Source organism: Streptomyces sp. B3I8 (assembly GCF_030816915.1).
GTDB lineage: Bacteria > Actinomycetota > Actinomycetes > Streptomycetales > Streptomycetaceae > Streptomyces.
Window position 1 is genome coordinate 5,401,559 of the sequence record NZ_JAUSYN010000002.1, and the last position, 13,670, is coordinate 5,415,228.

At 71.6% G+C, this 13,670-nt stretch carries 15 protein-coding genes; 11 read left to right on the forward strand and 4 right to left on the reverse strand.

The window, feature by feature from the left end; translation table 11 throughout:
• Positions 1–34: 34 nt before the first annotated feature.
• Complete coding sequence (locus QFZ64_RS26125) at positions 35–208, reverse strand: hypothetical protein (protein ID WP_307069728.1); 174 nt, start codon at positions 206–208, stop codon at positions 35–37.
• A 475-nt stretch (positions 209–683) separates the two neighbouring features.
• On the opposite strand from QFZ64_RS26125, the gene QFZ64_RS26130 reads away from it, so the two are divergent.
• From QFZ64_RS26130 to QFZ64_RS26145, 4 genes are all read left to right on the forward strand, one after another.
• Positions 684–1,337 carry a response regulator transcription factor gene (locus tag QFZ64_RS26130; protein WP_004982445.1) on the forward strand — a complete coding sequence of 218 codons (654 nt, stop codon included), beginning with the start codon at positions 684–686 and terminating at the stop codon, positions 1,335–1,337.
• Positions 1,338–1,342: 5 nt separating this feature from the next.
• Positions 1,343–2,587, forward strand: coding sequence for a HAMP domain-containing sensor histidine kinase (locus QFZ64_RS26135; protein ID WP_307069731.1), 1,245 nt, complete (start codon positions 1,343–1,345; stop codon positions 2,585–2,587).
• Positions 2,588–2,992: 405 nt separating this feature from the next.
• Complete coding sequence (locus QFZ64_RS26140) at positions 2,993–3,289, forward strand: DUF4193 domain-containing protein (RefSeq protein ID WP_005481602.1); 297 nt, start codon at positions 2,993–2,995, stop codon at positions 3,287–3,289.
• A gap of 214 nt (positions 3,290–3,503) precedes the next feature.
• The gene (locus tag QFZ64_RS26145; protein ID WP_307069733.1) at positions 3,504–4,436 is read left to right on the forward strand and encodes a hypothetical protein; all 933 of its coding nucleotides are present in this window, start codon (positions 3,504–3,506) and stop codon (positions 4,434–4,436) included.
• A 30-nt stretch (positions 4,437–4,466) separates the two neighbouring features.
• On the opposite strand, the gene QFZ64_RS26150 is transcribed toward QFZ64_RS26145, so the two are convergent.
• Positions 4,467–4,925, reverse strand: a complete 459-nt coding sequence (locus tag QFZ64_RS26150; protein ID WP_307069735.1) for a DUF3093 domain-containing protein — start codon at positions 4,923–4,925, stop codon at positions 4,467–4,469.
• Positions 4,926–5,060: 135 nt separating this feature from the next.
• Between QFZ64_RS26150 and dut the strand changes: the two genes are divergently transcribed.
• From dut to QFZ64_RS26185, 7 genes are all read left to right on the forward strand, one after another.
• A complete protein-coding gene (dut, locus tag QFZ64_RS26155) occupies positions 5,061–5,555 on the forward strand; it encodes a dUTP diphosphatase (RefSeq protein WP_307069736.1) in 495 nt (164 codons plus the stop codon).
• A 1-nt stretch (position 5,556) separates the two neighbouring features.
• Positions 5,557–6,336, forward strand: a complete 780-nt coding sequence (locus tag QFZ64_RS26160; protein WP_307069738.1) for a DUF3710 domain-containing protein — start codon at positions 5,557–5,559, stop codon at positions 6,334–6,336.
• 215 nt (positions 6,337–6,551) lie between these two features.
• Positions 6,552–7,268: an ABC transporter ATP-binding protein gene (locus QFZ64_RS26165; RefSeq protein ID WP_307069740.1), complete on the forward strand. Its 717-nt coding sequence runs from the start codon at positions 6,552–6,554 to the stop codon at positions 7,266–7,268.
• Between the two features lie 164 nt (positions 7,269–7,432).
• Complete coding sequence (locus QFZ64_RS26170) at positions 7,433–10,042, forward strand: ATP-binding protein (protein WP_307069742.1); 2,610 nt, start codon at positions 7,433–7,435, stop codon at positions 10,040–10,042.
• Entirely contained in the window at positions 10,039–10,722 is a 684-nt protein-coding gene (locus tag QFZ64_RS26175) for a response regulator (protein WP_307069744.1), read from the forward strand. Before QFZ64_RS26170 ends, QFZ64_RS26175 begins: the two co-directional genes overlap by 4 nt.
• Before the next feature lie 73 nt (positions 10,723–10,795).
• The gene (locus QFZ64_RS26180; RefSeq protein ID WP_307069746.1) at positions 10,796–11,194 is read left to right on the forward strand and encodes an OB-fold nucleic acid binding domain-containing protein; all 399 of its coding nucleotides are present in this window, start codon (positions 10,796–10,798) and stop codon (positions 11,192–11,194) included.
• A gap of 3 nt (positions 11,195–11,197) precedes the next feature.
• Positions 11,198–11,911 (forward strand): DUF3159 domain-containing protein, encoded by a 714-nt coding sequence (locus QFZ64_RS26185; RefSeq protein WP_307069747.1) that lies wholly within the window; start codon positions 11,198–11,200, stop codon positions 11,909–11,911.
• 131 nt (positions 11,912–12,042) lie between these two features.
• Here QFZ64_RS26185 and QFZ64_RS26190 read toward each other — a convergent pair whose 3' ends face one another.
• Positions 12,043–12,720, reverse strand: coding sequence for a TrkA family potassium uptake protein (locus QFZ64_RS26190; protein ID WP_307069749.1), 678 nt, complete (start codon positions 12,718–12,720; stop codon positions 12,043–12,045).
• Entirely contained in the window at positions 12,720–13,391 is a 672-nt protein-coding gene (locus tag QFZ64_RS26195; protein ID WP_307069750.1) for a TrkA family potassium uptake protein, read from the reverse strand. The genes QFZ64_RS26190 and QFZ64_RS26195 overlap by 1 nt, the downstream gene beginning before the upstream one ends.
• Positions 13,392–13,670 lie beyond the last annotated feature (279 nt).

The following is a 13,670-nucleotide window of genomic DNA, read 5'->3' on the forward strand; positions in this document are numbered from 1 at the left end:
GTACGGCGACGCTCGAACGCCGTACGCGGGCGGCTCAGGCGTGCGTCATTCCTACCTCGACGCCGTGCTCGGCGGCCAGACGACGCAGGTCGTCGAGTTCCGACTCCTCGACCTCCACGAGGAAGTCGTCGCCGGTCTCGCGGGCCCGCGTCAGGTCGGACTCGGTCGTCCTTATGCGCTGCAGAAGTCCTGCGGTGAATGCGTCCATGCTGCGCCCCCTCGTCCTGGGTCGTGGGTCGGTGGCACCGGGGTGCCATTCGGAAGGGACGATCACGGCTCCGGCGGATGCCCGGCGCACTCCCGCCGGGCGGCGACGGTGCCGGACACCCACGTCCGCTCTGCGCAAAGCGGCCGCCGGCCCGCCACATGGGAGTGACGTGCCCAAGCAGAGTGTGATCGCGGGGTGTAAAGCCGTCCTCCCCATGCCGCGTCGCGGAGAAACCTCAGGGGGAGAAGAAATCTCGGCGGGCGAAGAAAACCCCGGGGGACAGGATCTTCCGCCCGCCCGCCGCTCCACGGGACGTCCTCCGGCCGCACGCCCCCTTCCGGGCCGTGCTCCCGGCCGTCTTACAGCCGACTTATGGCCGAAAAGGGCAGGATGTAGCTCTCATCCACGAACAGACCCCTGCCCGCGCACCCCTGCTGTGTGCCGCGCGGGCAGGCCCCGAGGAAGGACAAACGACGTGCGCGTACTCGTCGTCGAGGACGAGCAGCTGCTCGCCGATGCGGTGGCCACCGGACTGCGCCGGGAGGCCATGGCCGTCGACGTCGTGTACGACGGCGCGGCCGCGCTGGAACGCATCGGCGTCAACGACTACGACGTGGTCGTCCTGGACCGCGACCTCCCGCTCGTCCACGGCGACGACGTGTGCCGCCGGATCGTCGAGCTCGGCATGCCCACGCGCGTGCTGATGCTCACGGCCTCCGGCGACGTCAGCGACCGCGTCGAGGGCCTGGAGATCGGCGCCGACGACTACCTGCCCAAGCCGTTCGCGTTCAGCGAGCTCATCGCCCGCGTGCGCGCGCTCGGCCGGCGCACCAGTGTGCCGCTGCCGCCCGTCCTGGAGCGCGCCGGGATCAAGCTCGACCCCAACCGCCGCGAGGTCTTCCGGGACGGGCGGGAGGTGCAGCTCGCCCCCAAGGAGTTCGCGGTGCTCGAAGTCCTCATGCGCAGCGAGGGCGCCGTCGTCTCCGCCGAACAGCTCCTGGAGAAGGCCTGGGACGAGAACACGGACCCGTTCACCAACGTCGTCCGGGTGACCGTGATGACCCTGCGCCGCAAGCTCGGCGAGCCCCCGGTGATCGTCACCGTGCCCGGCTCCGGCTACCGGATCTGATCCGCGTGGCCGCCACGCCCGCGCCCCCCGCGGCGCCCCCGAAACCCACCTGGGACCCCAACCGGCCGGAACCGCCCTTCCCGTGGCTGCGCCCGACCATCCGCATACGGCTCACGCTGCTCTACGGCGGCATGTTCCTGATCGCCGGCATCCTGCTGCTGTCGATCATCTACCTGCTCGCCGCGCAGGCGCTGCGCACCGGCAGCGAACCGCTGTTCAAGATCGTCGAGTTCAACGACCTCAAGGTCACGAGCAACGACTGCCCGGGCGTCAACAACAAGCTGTCGCTGACCGAGTTCAACGACGCGATCAGCGCGTGCACCGACCACCAGCGCCAGGTGGCCCTGGACCACCTGCTCAGCCGCTCCCTGCTCGCGCTGCTCGGCCTCGCCGTGATCGCGTTCGCGTTCGGCTACGCCATGGCGGGCCGCGTGTTGTCGCCGCTCGGCCGGATCACCCGTACCGCCCGCGCGGTGGCCGGCTCGGACCTGTCCCGGCGCATCGAGCTGGACGGCCCGGACGACGAGCTCAAGGAGCTCGCCGACACCTTCGACGACATGCTGGAGAGGCTGCAGCGGGCCTTCACCGCCCAGCAGCGCTTCGTCGGCAACGCCTCGCACGAACTGCGCACGCCGCTCGCGATCAACCGCACGCTCCTGGAGGTCCACCTCTCCGACCCGGGCGCACCGGTGGAGCTGCAGCAGCTCGGCAAGACGCTGCTGGCCACCAACGAACGCAGCGAGCAGCTCGTGGAGGGCCTGCTGCTGCTCGCCCGCAGCGACAACCAGATCGTCGAGCGCAAACCCGTCGACCTCGCCGAGGTCGCCGCCCAGGCCGTCGACCAGGTGCACGCCGAGGCCGAGGCCAAGGGCGTGGACATCCGCAGCACCTGCGCGCCCGCGGTGGTGCAGGGCAACGGCGTCCTGCTGGAGCGGATCGCCCTGAACCTGGTGCAGAACGCCGCGCGCTACAACGTGCCGGAGGGGGGCTGGGTGGAGGTCACCACCGAGGTGCAGCACGGCCAGGCGGTCCTCGTGGTGTCGAACACCGGGCCGGTGGTGCCGGCCTACGAGATCGACAACCTCTTCGAACCCTTCAGACGGCTCCGTACCGAACGTACGGGCAGCGACAAGGGGGTGGGGCTCGGGCTGTCGATCGCGAGGTCGGTGGCCCGGGCGCACGGCGGGCACATCTCCGCCCGGCCGAGGGAAGGGGGAGGCCTCGTGATGCGCGTCACCCTGCCGATCTGACATCATGTCGCCGCTCGCACGACCGGTACGGAAATTGTTTCGCTTTGGGCGTAATTCCCGAACCGGTCATCCGGTGGTCACATGTGTGATCGATCACAGGACTTCTTTTTCGACTGTCTACGCTGCGTGATCATTTGGGCGTCGACAAAGCCGGAAAATACGGGTTTTCCGGTGCTGGTATCACGGGAAGTACACGGTGAGACGCCTTTGGAGGGCGCCGTGCGGACCGTGTACGGTCCGGTTCGCCATCCAACCCGATCACTCACGAGGACTCCGGTTGGGTGTCGATTGAGTAACAGACCTTGATGTGAGGCAAAATCTCCGCCTCGAGGCGGGCACAAGTCCGGCCTCCCACGCGTTACGTGCGCTGGAGACACCCGCAGACACCCAGAGGGGGAGAGCGAAATGGCAACCGACTACGACACCCCACGCAAGACCGACGACGATGTCGATTCCGACAGCCTGGAGGAACTCAAGGCCCGGCGGAACGACAAGTCGACCTCGGCCGTCGACGTCGACGAGTTCGAGGCCGCGGAAGGCCTGGAACTGCCCGGAGCGGACCTTTCCAATGAGGAGCTGGCCGTTCGGGTACTGCCCAAGCAGCAGGACGAGTTCACTTGCATGAGCTGCTTCCTGGTGCACCACCGCAGTCAGCTGGCCCGTGAGAAGAACGGCCAGCCGATCTGCCGCGACTGCGACTGAGGCGGGGTCGGCCGTGACCGGCTCGACCCCTCCCTGGAAGCGCCGCTTCCACAAGAAGGCGGAGGCGGACCCGGGGCCGCATGACGGCCCTCACGGCGTGCGTGACGACGAGCGGGGCCCCTCGGGCCCCGGAGTGCCCGAACACCCGGGAGATCCCGGGGAGAAGGGCACCCCGGGGCACAGGGGGGCCTCGCTCGCTTCGGACGGCACGCCCATGGATCTTCCGGCGCCGGAGGATTCCGTCACGTCCACGGAATCCGCGGCGCCTGCGGCTTCTGCGGGGGTCGCGGCTCCTGCGGATTCTGCGAGGCCTTCTGGGCCTTCTGGGCCTTCTGGGCCCGCGGGGTCGGCGGACTCCGCGGTGCCCTCGCGTTCTTCGGAGCCCTCGGGCTCTTCGGGATCCACGGACGCCGCGGCGTTCGAGGCCGCCGCGGCGGTGGGCGGGCTGCCCGTGCCCGTAGCGTCCGCGCGGGCCGTACAGGGGCGCCGGGCCGCCGCGATGCGGTCCGTGCGTACGGGGGTCCGGGCGGGCTTCCGCAAGGGCGACCACCGGGTCCGGCTGGGACTGAGCTTCCTGGCGGACCGCATCATGGACCTCGCCCCGCGCGTGCCCGTGCGTGACCTTGCGGCCCTGCGCCGGCAGTTCCCGGGACTCGGCCCCGAGGAGCTCGCCGACAGACTCGTCGCCGGCGCGGCGGCCGCGACCGCGACGGTGGGCGCCGGTGTGGGCGCCGCCGCGATGCTGCCGACGCCGCCGGCCATGCCGGCCGAACTGGCCGCGGAGATCACCGGCGTCGCGGCCGTCGAACTGAAACTGATCGCCGAACTGCACGAGGTGTACGGCGTACGGCCGCCCGGGACGCTCGCGCAGCGCAGCACGCTGTACGTGCGGTCGTGGTCCGGTGAGCGCGGCATCGACATCGCGAAGCCGACGTCGCTGAACGCGGCGCTCGGCGGGCAGATGAAGCGGGAGCTGCGGCAGCAGATCACCAAGAGGCTGGTGCGGGACCTGCCGAACCTGATTCCGTTCCTGGTGGGGGCGGCGGTGGGGGCGATGCTGAACCGGCGCGAGACCAGGCGGCTCGGGGAGCGGGTGCGGGCGGATCTGCGGCGCGTCCAGGTTTCCTGGGACGCGCTGGAGGGGTGACCGGGGTTCGCCGCGCCCCACAAAAAGGTGCTATCGCGTGCGGGCTGCCTCGAGGGTGGCTGCCAGGCGTTCCGGCTCCCTGGTGGAGAGGTAGAGGTACGGGGTGGGGTCCTCGGGGTCCGTCACCTGGACGCGCAGGGCTGTGCGGACATAGGCGCGCAGCAGCATGAAGGCACGTGTGTCGGCCTTGTGCGTGCGCCAGGCCTGCGCCTCCTCCTGGTCCAGCACCTCGGACTCGCCCAGCGCGGAGACCGGGATGCGCGCGTCGCCGGCGATCAGCGCGTCGCCGACCACGCGGATGCGCGGGGAGCCGTACGCGCTCACCACGACCGCCGAGACCGCCGTACCGCCCACCAGGCCGCCCAGCATCGGCAGGGTGCCGAACGGGAGCAGGACCAGGGCCACCGCGATGCCCATCAGGAGGCACATCAGCCACCAGGAGCGGGGCGCGGTGAGACGTTCTTCGTACGCGGGCGCGGAGAGCTGCATGGGCCAAGCTTGGCACGGTGTCGGAGCGGGGCCGACGCGCGGGTAAGGTCTGCGCCTGTGAGTGGTGCTTCCCCCAGTTCCCCAAGTCCGCGGCCCCCAAAAGACGCGAGCGGCGCCCCCGGGCACGGGCTCGAGGTGCTCGTCCGGCGCGTCGATCCCGACGTACCGCTTCCGGCGTACGCGCACCCCGGCGACGCGGGGGCCGACCTGCGCACCGTCGAGGCGTGCGAGCTGGCGCCCGGCGAACGGGCCGTCCTGCCCACCGGGGTGTCTGTGGCGCTCCCCGAGGGGTACGCGGCCTTCGTGCACCCGCGATCCGGCCTCGCCGCCCGCTGCGGTGTCGCTCTGGTGAATGCCCCGGGGACGGTTGATGCCGGGTACCGTGGGGAGATCAAGGTGATCGTGGTGAATCTCGACCCGCGCGAGAGCGTGCGGTTCGAGCGCTTCGACCGGATTGCCCAATTGGTCGTCCAGCAGGTCGAGAGGGTCCGCTTCCAGGAGGTCGCGGAACTTCCCGGCTCGGCGCGGGCCGAGGGGGGCTTCGGGTCCACCGGCGGTCATGCCGCCGTGGGCGGCACAACGGGTGGGAATCGATACGCTTCGGTCGTATCCGACCGGGAAGGACAGTGACGTGTTCGGACGTCGCAAGAAGAAGGGGTCCGCCGACGACGTGGCGGACGCGACGGGCGAGGCCGAGCAGGTCGTCGACGGCGTCGACACCGAGGCGGACGACGAACAGGCCGAGGGCGGGCGTGAGCGCGTACGACTCGCACCCGGACCGCGGCCCGACGGCCCCTGGGACGAGTCCGAGGTGCGCGACCCCGCCGAGGGCCGGGTCGACCTCGGCGGTCTGTTCGTGCCCGGTGTGGACGGCATGGAACTGCGGGTCGAGGTTGCCGGTGACGCGATCGTCGCCGCCACCGTCGTACTGCGCGACAGCGCCATCCAGCTGCAGGGCTTCGCCGCCCCGAAGCGCGAGGGCATCTGGGGCGAGGTCCGCGAGGAGATCGCCGGCGGCATCACCCAGCAGGGCGGCATCGTCGACGAGGTCGAGGGTCCGCTCGGCTGGGAGCTGCGGGCCCAGGTGCCCGTGCAGCTGCCGGACGGCACCGGCGGCTTCCAGGTGGTGCGGTTCGTCGGCGTGGACGGCCCCCGCTGGTTCCTGCGCGGGGTGATCTCCGGGCAGGGCGCCGTGCAGCCGCAGGCGGCCGGGCTCCTTGAGCAGATCTTCAGGGACACGGTCGTGGTCCGCGGCGAGGGCCCGATGGCGCCCCGCGACCCGATCGTCCTCAAGCTGCCCAACGACGCGCAGATGGTGCCCGAGAGCGTGCAGCAGCAGGAGGAGGGCTCGCGCTTCTCCGGCGGCATGGGGCAGCTCCAACGCGGACCGGAGATCACCGAGGTCCGCTGAGGACGCCGTCCGCCGAGCGTGCCCGCTCCGCTTCGTACGGGGGCCGCATCCCTGGTGGGGTGCGGCCCTTTCGCCTGTCCGCACCCGTACGGGGGACATCCGGCGACCCGGGAACCCGGGCCGCCTCCCGGCCGTTCGACGGGCGAGCGCGGATGGGGATCGCGGGTGGGAATCCGGTGAGAACGCCGGACGCGTCGGCACACGGGGGAGGGTTCATGAGCCTGGTCGTCACCAAAAACGGTACCGGGGCGCAGACCGGGACGATGGTGCGCGTCGAGGAGGTCCACAAGTCGTACGGCACCGGCGCCGCCGCCGTGCACGCGCTGCGCGGCGTCTCCTTCGACGTGCCCGGGGGCGAGCTCGTCGCCCTCAAAGGCCGTTCCGGGTCCGGCAAGACCACCCTGCTCAATCTGATCGGCGGGCTCGACGAGCCGGACGCGGGCCGGATCACCGTCGCCGGACTCGACCTCGGTGACCTCGGCGAGGAGGACCTGCTCGCACTGCGGCGGGACCGGATCGGCTTCGTCTTCCAGACCTTCGGCCTCATACCGATCCTCACCGCCGCCGAGAACGTGGGGGTGCCGCTGCGGCTGCGCCGTGCGGCCCGCCGGGAGCGGGAGGAGCGGGTGGCGCTGCTGCTGTCGCTCGTCGGACTCGCCGACCAAGCGGAGCAGCGGCCGGGCGAACTGTCCGGGGGACAGCAGCAGCGGGTGGCCATCGCACGGGCGCTGGCCAACAGCCCGTCGCTCCTGATAGCGGACGAGCCGACCGGACAGCTCGACGCGGAGACGGGGCTCGCGGTGATGGAACTGCTGCGCGCGGTGGTGCGCAGCGAGGGCGTCACGGCCGTGGTCGCCACGCACGACGCGACGCTGCTGGGGCTGGCGGACCGGGTACTGGAACTCGGCGACGGCGAGCTGACCGAAGGCTGAACGCTCGCGGCCGACCCCGTGGGCGTGACCGCCGTCAGCGTTGCGTCAAGGACGCCGTGAACCGTGCCCACCGCTCGTTTCGCCACAATCATGAGCCGTAGGTTCGACGCCGCGCACGCGGTGGGACATGGCGGCGCGGTGCGGCACGGAGGGACGATGAGGCGATGGGACGCGGCACACTACGGATCTATCTCGGGGCGGCACCGGGCGTCGGCAAGACCTACGCCATGCTCTGCGAGGCCGGGCGCCGTGTCGAACGCGGCACCGACTGCGTCGTCGGCCACGTCGAACCCCACGGCCGCCCCCGCACCGAGGCGCTGCTGCACGGCCTGGAGCAGGTGCCGCACCGGGAGTTGGAGTACCGGGGCGGCGTCCTCACCGAGATGGACGTCGACGCCGTACTGCGCCGCGCGCCCGCCGTCGTCATGGTCGACGAACTCGCCCACACCAACGTCCCCGGCTCGCGCAACGCCAAGCGCTGGCAGGACGTGGAGGAACTGCTGGCCGCCGGGATCGACGTCGTCTCCACCGTCAACATCCAGCACCTGGAGTCACTCGGCGACGTCGTCGAGTCGATCACGGGGGTGCGGCAGCGGGAGACCGTCCCCGACGAGTTCGTGCGCCGCGCCGACCAGGTCGAGCTCGTCGACATGTCGCCCCAGGCGCTGCGCCGCCGTATGGCGCACGGCAACATCTACCGGTCGGAGAAGGTCGACGCCGCCCTGTCGCACCACTTCCGCCCCGGCAACCTCGCCGCCCTGCGCGAGCTGGCCCTGCTGTGGGTCGCCGACCGGGTCGACGAACACCTCACCCAGTACCGCAGCGACCACCGGGTCTCGACGATATGGGGCTCCCGGGAGCGCATCCTGGTCGGACTGACCGGCGGCCCCGAGGGACGCACCCTGATCCGCCGCGCCGCACGGCTCGCCGAGAAGGGGGCGGGCGGCGAGGTGCTCGCCGTCTACGTCGCCCACAGCGACGGGCTGACCTCCGCCTCGCCCAAGGAACTCGCCGTCCAGCGCACCCTCGTCGAGGACCTCGGCGGCACCTTCCACCACGTGATCGGCGACGACGTCTCCGCCGCGCTGCTCGATTTCGCGCGCGGCGCCAACGCCACACAGATCGTCCTCGGCTCCTCGCGCCGCAAGACCTGGCAGTACGTTCTCGGACCCGGCGTGGGCGCCACGGTCGCCCGGGACTGCGGCCCCGACCTGGACGTGCACATCGTCACCCACGAGGAGGTCGCCAAGGGGCGCGGGTTGCCGGCCGCCCGCGGCGCCCGGCTCGGCCGGGCCCGCATCGTCGCCGGCTGGATCACCGGCGTCGCCGGTCCGGCCCTCCTCGCCCTGCTGCTCGGCACCGTCGACCTCGGTCTCGCCAACGACATGCTGCTCTTCCTGGCGCTGACGGTGGCCGCCGCCCTGCTCGGCGGGCTGCTGCCGGCGCTCGCCTCCGCGGCGGTCGGCTCGGTGCTCCTGAACTACTTCTACGCACCCCCGCTGCACCGCTTCACCATCGCCGACCCGAGGAACATCGTCGGCATCCTGATCTTCGTCGGGGTCGCGCTCGCGGTCGCCTCCGTGGTGGATCTCGCGGCCCGGCGCACCCAGCAGGCGGCCCGGCTGCGCGCCGAGTCCGAGATCCTCTCCTTCCTCGCGGGCAGCGTGCTGCGCGGCGAGACCAGCCTGGAGGCGCTCCTGGAGCGGGTGCGGGAGACGTTCGCCATGGAGTCGGCGGCGCTGCTGGAACGCGCGGGCGGCGTCGCCCCGTGGACCTGCGCGGGCGCGGTCGGCTCCGGCACCCGCGTGGCGCGGCCGGAGGACGCCGACGTGGACGTGTCCGTCGGCGACCACATGGCGCTGGCGCTGTCCGGACGGGTGCTGCCCGCCTCCGACCGCCGGGTGCTGGCCGCGTTCGCCGCGCAGGCCGCGGTCGTCCTGGACCGGCAGCGGCTGCGGCAGGCCGCCGAGCAGGCCCGGAGGCTCGCCGAGGGCAACCGCATCCGCACCGCGCTGCTCGCCGCCGTCAGCCACGACCTGCGTACCCCGCTCGCCGCCATCAAGGCGGCGGTCAGCTCCCTGCGTGCGGACGACGTGGCCTGGTCGGAGGAGGACAGGGCGGAGCTCCTCGAAGGCATCGAGGAGGGCGCCGACCGGCTCGACCACCTGGTCGGAAACCTGCTCGACATGTCCAGGCTGCAGACCGGCACCGTCACCCCGCTGATCCGTGAGATCGACGTGGACGAGGTGGTGCCGATGGCGCTCGGCGGGGTCCCCGAGGACAGCGTGGAGCTCGACATCCCCGAGACACTGCCCATGGTCGCCGTCGACCCCGGACTCCTGGAACGGTCGGTGGCCAACCTCGTCGAGAACGCCGTCAAGTACGGCCCGCCCGGGACACAGGTCCTCGTCGCCGCCAGCGCGCTGGCCGACCGGGTCGAGGTGCGGGTCGTCGACCGCGGGTCCGGGGTGCCGGACGAGGCGAAGGAACGCATCTTCGAGCCCTTTCAGCGCCACGGGGACGCCCCGCGCGGCTCCGGCGTCGGACTCGGCCTCGCGGTGGCGCGCGGCTTCGCCGAGGCGATGGGCGGCACGCTGACCGCCGAGGACACCCCCGGCGGCGGGCTGACGATGGTGCTGACCCTGCGAGCGGCCCCGCGGCCGGCGGATCCGGCGGACGTGGCCGGTCCGGATGCTCCCGCTACGGTCGGCTCCGATGTGGCCGGTTCCGCCGCGGCCGGTTCGCTCGCCCTATCGGAGAGGCAGGCCTCATGACGCGTGTGCTGGTGGTCGACGACGAGCCGGGTATCGTGCGCGCCCTGGTGATCAACCTGAGGGCGCGCGCGTACGAGGTGGACGCGGCGCACGACGGTGCCACCGCGCTCCGGCTGGCGGCGGCACGCCGTCCCGACGTGATCGTCCTCGACCTCGGACTGCCGGACGTCGACGGCGTCGAGGTCATCCGGGGGCTGCGCCGCTGGACCAGGGTGCCGATCCTGGTGCTGTCGGCGCGCCACTCCTCCGACGAGAAGGTCTGCGCGCTCGACGCGGGCGCCGACGACTACGTCACCAAGCCGTTCGGCATGGACGAACTGCTGGCCCGGCTCCGCGCCGCCGTGCGTCGCGCGGAGCCGGTGGGCGCCGGTGAGGGCGACGTGGTCGTGGAGACCGAGGGGTTCACCGTCGACCTCGCCGCGAAGAAGGTCGACCGAGGGGGCCGGGACGTACGCCTCACGCCCACCGAGTGGCACCTGCTGGAAGTGCTGGTGCGCAGCCCCGGTCGGCTGGTCGGCCAGAAACAACTGCTGCGGGAGGTGTGGGGGCCGTCGTACGGCACGGAGACGAACTACCTGCGGGTGTACATGGCCCAACTGCGCCGCAAGCTGGAGGCCGACCCCGCGCATCCGCGGCACTTCATCACGGAACCGGGTATGGGGTACCGCTTCGAGAAATAGCTCATGCCTTCGAGAAGTGACCTTCGAGAAGTGGCCGTACGTACGTGTCGGCGGCCCCCGGTACGCTTTCGGTATGAATGCTGTTCCGCGTTCCGAGAAGCCGGTGGGCCGGTTCAGGCGCATGCTCGACCGGCTCTCCTCGTCGCAGGAGGACCTGGAGTCGGAGGAGCTGCGGGAGGACACCGAGACCGCGGGGTGCACCCGCATCGGTGACTGCCGTGACCGCCAGCTGGTCACCGTTACTGGTACCTTGCGCACGGTCACGCTGCGCCCGCGGGCCGGGGTGCCGGCCCTGGAGGCCGAGCTGTTCGACGGCACGGCCGTGCTGGACGTGGTCTGGCTCGGCAGGCGCTCCATCGTCGGGATAGAACCGGGGCGCAAACTGATCGCCTCGGGGCGGATCTCGATGAGCCGGGGCCGCAGAGTGTTGTTCAACCCGAAATACGAACTGAGACCGCTCGGACGGGAGTAGCCGGTGACCTCACTCGAGAAGCCGACCGAAGACGACGCCGCGCACGATTCGCGCGCGGTCACCGAGGCCGCGCTCTTCGAGGCGTTCGGCGGTGTCCGGGGCATGGTCGAGACGGTGCTGCCGGGGCTGCTCTTCGTCAGCATCTTCACGATCAACAAGAACCTGCACGTGTCGGCGATCGCCGCGCTCGTGGTGTCGCTGCTGCTGGTCGCGGTGCGGCTGGTCCGCCGGGACACGGTCAAGCACGCCTTCAGCGGGGTCTTCGGCGTCGCCTTCGGCGTCGTGTTCGCGATGATGACCGGCAACGCGAAGGACTTCTACCTGCCGGGCATGCTCTACACGCTCGGCCTGGCGCTGGCGTACATCGTGACGACGCTGGCGGGCGTGCCGTTGATCGGCCTGATGCTCGGGCCGGTCTTCAAGGAGAACCTGTCCTGGCGCACGCGCAACCCCGGCCGCAAGAAGGCGTACGCCAAGGCGAGCTGGGCGTGGGGCCTGATCCTGCTCGCCAAGTGCGCGGTGCTGTTCCCGCTGTACTGGTGGGCGGACACGGCGCAGCTCGGCTGGGTCCTGATCGCGCTGAAGATCCCCCCGTTCCTGCTGGCGGTCTGGCTGACGTGGGTCTTCCTGGCGAAGGCCCCGGCGCCGATCGACGTCTTCGCGGAGATGGAAGCGGAGGAAAAGGCGGCGGAGGCGCGGGAGCAGAGCGCGCCGTAGGCCTTTCGCCCGGTTCCCCGCGCCCCTGTTCTTCAGGAGCGCGGGGAACCGCGTGTCTTCGGAGGGCCGGGGGCGGAGCCCCCGTGGGTTGGGCAGGGAAGGGGCGGCGGGGGCGAAAACCCCTCCCGCGGTCAGCCGACCGCGTCCTCCCGCCGCACCGAGAGCAGATCCTCCAGCTGCTCCTCCCGCGACTGCGCCGCGACGAACAGCAACTCGTCACCCACCTCCAGCGCGTCCTCCGGCGACGGCGTCAACACCCGCGTCCCCCGGATGATCGTCACCAGTGACGTGTCCTCGGGCCACCGCACCTCGCCCACCTGCGTCCCCGCCAGCGCGGACTCCGGCGGCAGCGTCAGCTCCACCAGGTTCGCGTCCCCGTGACTGAAGCGCAGCAGCCGTACGAGATCACCGACGCTCACCGCCTCCTCCACCAGCGCCGACATCAGCCGCGGGGTGGAGACGGCGACATCGACGCCCCACGCCTCGTTGAACAGCCACTCGTTCTTCGGGTTGTTCACCCGGGCGACGACGCGCGGCACCCCGTACTCCGTCTTGGCGAGAAGCGAGACGACGAGGTTGACCTTGTCGTCACCCGTCGCCGCGATGACGACGTTGCAGCGCTGCAGCGCGGCCTCGTCCAGCGACGTGATCTCGCAGGCGTCGGCCAGCAGCCACTCCGCCCGCGGCACCCGCTCCACCGAGATCGCGGTCGGCGCCTTGTCGATCAGCAGTACCTCGTGGCCGTTCTCCAGCAGTTCGCCCGCGATCGAGCGACCCACCGCACCGGCCCCGGCAATGGCGACCCTCATCAGTGACCGGCCTCCTTCTCAGGGCCCTCGGCGAACGTCGCCTCGACCTTCTCGACGTCGTCCGTGCGCATCATCACGTGCACCAGATCGCCCTCCTGCAGCACCGTCTGGGAAGAAGGCAGCATCGCCTCGCCCAGACGGGTGAGGAACGCGACCCGTACCCCGGTCTCCTCCTGCAGCCGGCTGATCTTCTCGCCCACCCAGGACGGGGAGGCGTGCACCTCGGCGAGCTGCACCCCGCCGGTGGGGTCCCGCCACAGCGGCTCGGCGCCCGAGGGCAGCAGCCGGCGCAGCATCTGGTCGGCGGTCCAGCGCACGGTCGCCACGGTCGGGATGCCGAGCCGCTGGTAGACCTCGGCACGCCGGGGGTCGTAGATGCGCGCCGCCACGTTCTCGATGCCGAACATCTCGCGGGCCACCCGGGCGGCGATGATGTTGGAGTTGTCGCCGCTGGAGACGGCGGCGAACGCCCCGGCCTCCTCGATGCCCGCCTCGCGCAGGGTGTCCTGGTCGAAGCCGACCCCGGTGACGCGTCGGCCGCCGAACCCGGCGCCGAGCCGACGGAAGGCGGTGGGGTCCTGGTCGATCACGGCGACCGTGTGCCCCTGCTGCTCCAGGTTCTGGGCGAGAGCGGAACCCACTCTGCCGCAGCCCATGATCACAATGTGCACGGCCCTACACCACACTCCCCGCGGACCTCGCGGCCCGCGTACGCGTCCTGCTCATGGCTCTCTTTCGGCTCGCCCGGCAACAGTGGCGGCCCGATGTGCGGGCCGCGGTGCACCATCATGCCGGTGGAACACCGTGGCGGACTCCCCCGGGGACCGGTCCGTCGCCCCGCGTCCGACGTAACGGCAGCGGCAAGTGGGCCGTGGGGCACCACCACGCTCACCCGCGACCCGGCGGCCCCGCGCCCGCTACCGTCGCGCACGGGGCTCATACGGGGCGTG